This window comes from Skermanella sp. (assembly GCF_059503625.1).
Genome location: NZ_JCACHA010000180.1, coordinates 1 through 3,518, shown reverse-complemented (window position 1 = coordinate 3,518; position 3,518 = coordinate 1). Strand labels below are relative to the sequence as shown.

Annotated in this window: 4 protein-coding genes; all 4 read right to left on the bottom strand. The window is 66.6% G+C overall.

All coding sequences use genetic code 11. The features are described from left to right. On the bottom strand, positions 1–1,259 hold a 1,259-nt coding region (locus tag AC5JJ6_RS04760), incomplete at its 3' end, for a gamma-glutamyltransferase family protein (RefSeq protein ID WP_496040942.1). A gap of 47 nt (positions 1,260–1,306) precedes the next feature. Next, positions 1,307–2,230: an ABC transporter permease gene (locus AC5JJ6_RS04755; protein ID WP_496040941.1), complete on the bottom strand. Its 924-nt coding sequence runs from the start codon at positions 2,228–2,230 to the stop codon at positions 1,307–1,309. A gap of 14 nt (positions 2,231–2,244) precedes the next feature. Further along, complete coding sequence (locus AC5JJ6_RS04750) at positions 2,245–3,186, bottom strand: ABC transporter permease (protein ID WP_496040940.1); 942 nt, start codon at positions 3,184–3,186, stop codon at positions 2,245–2,247. 47 nt (positions 3,187–3,233) lie between these two features. After that, positions 3,234–3,518: hypothetical protein (locus AC5JJ6_RS04745; protein WP_496040939.1), on the bottom strand; the 285-nt coding region annotated here is incomplete at its 5' end.

The window sequence follows — 3,518 nt, the reverse complement described above, 5'->3', positions numbered from 1 at the left end:
CCCCAGCGGTCGATTACGTCGACATGGCAGGTATCGCCCCGCTTCTCGCCCTTCTCCTCCGCCAGATGCGCCATGGTCGGCTCGCCGGCTCCGGCTCCCTGAACAGCCTCTCCGGCTCCGCCGGCGGCGCGCGGCACCGCACGTTCGGCCTGACCCTCGTAGCCGGGGATGCGTCCGGGCCGCAGTTCCAGCGACGCCTTGTCGCCGACCAGCTTCCTGCGTTCGTCGTTGTAGGCGTCGGACAGCAGGGTCTCGACCGGCACATCGACGAAATCGGGATCGCCGTAATAGGCCTCGCGGTCGGCGAAGGCCAGCTTCATGCACTCGATAACGGTATGGACGAAGTCCGGGCCGTTCGGGTCCATCTTATCCAGGTCGAAGCCCTTCAGCAGCGCCAGTTGCTGGAGGAAGACGGGACCCTGGCCCCACGGGCCGGTCTTGCAGACGGTGTAGTTGCGGTAGTCGTAAGTCAGCGGCTCCTCGTAGGTCGCTTTCCAGCCGGCCATGTCCTGGCCGCTCAGCAGCCCGCGATGGCGCCGTCCCGATACGTCCATGACCTCGTTGGTGCGGCAGAACGTGTCGATCGCCTCGGCGACGAAGCCCCGGTAGAACAGGTCGCGCGCCTTGTCGATGCGGGCTTCGCGGGTGGCGGCTCCCTGGGATTCACGGACGATCCGGCCATAGGTTTCGGCAAGCTGGGGGTTGCGGAACAGCGCGCCGGCCTTCGGCACGGAGCCGTTTTGCAGCCACAGCGCCGCCGAGGTCGGCCAGTCCTCCTTGAACATCTCGCTGACGGTCTCGATCGTCTGCGCCACCCGCGCCAGCATCGGATGGCCGCCCGATGCGTAGAAGATCGCCGGTTCCAGGACATCGGCCAGTTCCATCGTGCCATGGTCGCGCAGCATGGTCAGCCACGCGTCGAAGGCTCCGGGGACCACGGCGGCCAGCAGGCCGGTGCCGGGCACCAGCGACAATCCCTGATCCCGATAAGCCTGGATGGTCGCGGCTTCCGGGGCGGTGCCCTGGCCGCAGATCACCCGCACCCGGTCTTCCCGCGCGTTGTAGATCAGGATCGGCACCTCCCCGGCGGGGCCGTTCAGATGCGGTTCTACCACCTGGAGCACGAAGCCGGCCGCCACCGCCGCGTCGAAGGCGTTGCCGCCTTTTTCCAGCACGGCCATGCCGGAGGCCGACGCCAGCCAGTGGGTCGAAGTGACGGCGCCGAAGGTGCCTTGGATTTCCGGACGGGTTGTGAACATGGTGAGCGGGTCCCTTTCAGATTATTCTTGTAGTCAGCTTATCGAGGTCAGCGGCTGTCGCGCGGATCGAGCGCGTCGCGCAGCCCGTCGCCCAGGATGTTGAAGCCGAACACCACGACGAAGATCGCGACGCCCGGCCAGATCGCCATCCAGGGCGCCTGCGTGATGAAGTTCTTGGCGGTGTTCAGCATGCTGCCCCAGCTCGGGTCCGGCGGCTGCTGGCCGAGACCGAGGAACGACAGGCTGGCCTCCGCGATGATCGCGGTGGCGATGGTCAGGGTCGATTGCACCAGCAGCGGCGGGAAGATGTTCGGCAGGATGTAGCGCCGGATGATCCTGAAGTCGGAACAGCCGACCGCCCGCGCACCCTGTACGTAGTCCTCCGTCTTGACCGACAGGACCTGACCGCGCGCCAGCCGGACGAAGATGGGCGCCGCCGAAATGCCGATGGCGATCATCGCATTGGTCAGGCTGGGGCCGAGGAAGGCCGCCAAAGCGATGGCAAGGATCAGGAACGGACAGGCCAGAACCGCCTCGGTGACGCGGGAGATCACCGCATCGAGCCAACCCTCGTAAAATCCGGCCAGGACGCCCAGCGGCACGCCGATCAGCAGGGCGATGGCGACGGAGATGATGCCAGCCGACAGCGAGGCGCGGCTGCCGTGGATCAGCCGCGACATGACGTCCCGCCCGACATCGTCGGTGCCCATCCAGTGCGCCGCCGTGGGCGGCTTCCGCACCGTCAGCCAGCTCGATACGTTCGGCTCGTACGGCGCCAGCAACGGCGCCGCGATGGCGATGGCGATGAACAGCAGGACGATCGCGCCGCCCGCCAGGGCCGTCGGATTGCGCCGCAGCCGCCGCCAGATCCTCGACTGCGACCAGCCGGAGCGGGCAGGGGCAGGGGCAGGGGCAGGGGCAGGGGCAGGGGCAGGGGCGGGTGCGGTCGCGGCGGCGTTGGATATGCTCATGATGGCATCCTCCCTCAGGCGCGAAGCCGGGGGTTAAGCAGGAAATACAGCATGTCCGCCAGCAGGTTCATCAGGATGAAGGCAGTGCCGGTGAACAGCACGACCCCCTGCACGACGGCATAGTCGCGGTTGAACACGGCATCGACGACCAGCTTGCCGAAGCCCGGAATAGTGAAGATCTGCTCCGTCAGCACCGCACCGGACAGCAGTTCCCCCAGTTGCAGCGTGCCCAGCGTCACGACCGGGATCAGCGCGTTGCGGAAGGCGTGGCGCAGCACGACGATCCGTTCCGACAGACCCTTGGCCCGCGCCGTCCTGACGTAGTCGGCCTGGAGCGACGACAGCATGGAGCTTCGGGTGTGCCGCATCATGATCGCGGCGATGCCGGTGCCCAGCACGAAGGCCGGCATGATCATGGTCTGGATGTTCCGCACGGGGTCTTCCAGCGGGCTGGTATAGCCCGACGCCGGCAGCAGCCCCCACTGCACCGACACCAGCATGATCAGCATGATGCCCAGCCAGAAGTTGGGGATGGAGATGCCGGACAGCGCCACCACGTTCGCTCCGACATCCCAGCCGCTGCCCTTGCGGACCGCCGAGATAATGCCGGCCGGGATGCCGATCGCCAGGGCGATGATCATCGCCATGATGCCGAGCTGGAGCGTCACCGGCAGCTTGGTCAGGATCAGCTCCGTCACCGGCATCTGGCTGCGGATGGAGATCCCCATGTCGCCCGACAGCACGCCGGTCAGCCAGTACCAGTACTGGACCACGATCGGGTCGTTCAGGTGGTATTTCTCGCGGATGAACGCCAGCATCTCGGGCGTCCGCTCGTCCCCGGCGATGGCGAGCGCCGGGTCGCCGGGAAGCAGGAGCTGAAGCGAGAAGACCAGCAGCGAGATCAGCACCAGGGTCGGGATGCTGACGGCAAGGCGCCTCGCCATAAAGGCCAGCATGGGGGCGGTCCTTCTACTACGGAGAACGGAGCGTTACCGGGCGGGCGTCACTTGGCGACCGACACGCCTTCCAGGCGGATCATGCCGTCCGGATGCGGCTTGAAGCCCTTGACCTTGGACGACAGCGACCAGAACCAGTTCTGATGGTAGAGGTAGATCCGTTCATGGTCGGCCAGATAGAGTTCGGCCGCTTGTCTGTATTCGGCCTTGCGGGCTTCCAGGTCGTTCGTGGTCCGGGCGGCGTTCAGGTGGGCGTCGACCTCGGGGTTGCAGTACTTGCCGTCGTTCAGCCCGCCCTTGCACGAGATGAAGTTGTGGGTGTTGCCGTCGGG

What these genes read in the sequence shown, in the direction of transcription:
- AC5JJ6_RS04750 (WP_496040940.1), bottom strand. Translation starts at nt 3,186, where the DNA reads ATGCTGGCCTTTATGGCGAGGCGCCTTGCCGTCAGCATCCCGACCCTG.
- AC5JJ6_RS04755 (WP_496040941.1), bottom strand. Translation starts at nt 2,230, where the DNA reads ATGAGCATATCCAACGCCGCCGCGACCGCACCCGCCCCTGCCCCTGCC.